General features: G+C 62.1%; 1 protein-coding gene. It reads right to left on the bottom strand.

Annotated features, from left to right (window positions below; genetic code table 11):
• Positions 1–457: NAD(P)/FAD-dependent oxidoreductase (locus RA19_RS25485; RefSeq protein WP_039168835.1), on the bottom strand; the 457-nt coding region annotated here is incomplete at both ends.

Raw genomic sequence — 457 nt, 5'->3', positions numbered from 1 at the left:
AGGCCGCCGCCGATCACCACCGCCTTGCCGCCCTTGGCGGCGGCCTCGATCATCGCGTTGGTGTCGTCCAAGTCGCGGTAGGAGATCACGCCTGGCAGATCGTGGCCAGGCACCGGGATGATGAAGGGAGCAGAGCCGGTGGCGATGATCAGCTTGTCGTAAGGCACATGCCCATTCTCACCCTCGACCACTTTCATCTCGCGGTCGATTTTTACCACATGCTCGCCGAACCGGCAGGCAATGCCGCGCTCCGCATACCACTCATCTGAATGGGTGACGATGTCCTCATAGGTCTTCTCGCCCGACAGCACCGGGCTCAGCATGATGCGGTTGTAGTTGCCGCGCGGTTCGGCGTTGAACAGGGTGATGTCATAGGCTCCGGGATCCGCGTCGAGCAGATGCTCGATCACGCGGCCAGAGGCCATGCCGGCCCCGATGATGACGAGTTTCTGGGTCA

It is taken from the genome of Leisingera sp. ANG-M1, from assembly GCF_000813745.1.
Taxonomy (GTDB): Bacteria; Pseudomonadota; Alphaproteobacteria; order Rhodobacterales; family Rhodobacteraceae; genus Leisingera.
The sequence above is the reverse complement of the archived record's forward strand: the minus strand, read 5'-3'. Positions and strand labels throughout refer to the sequence as shown.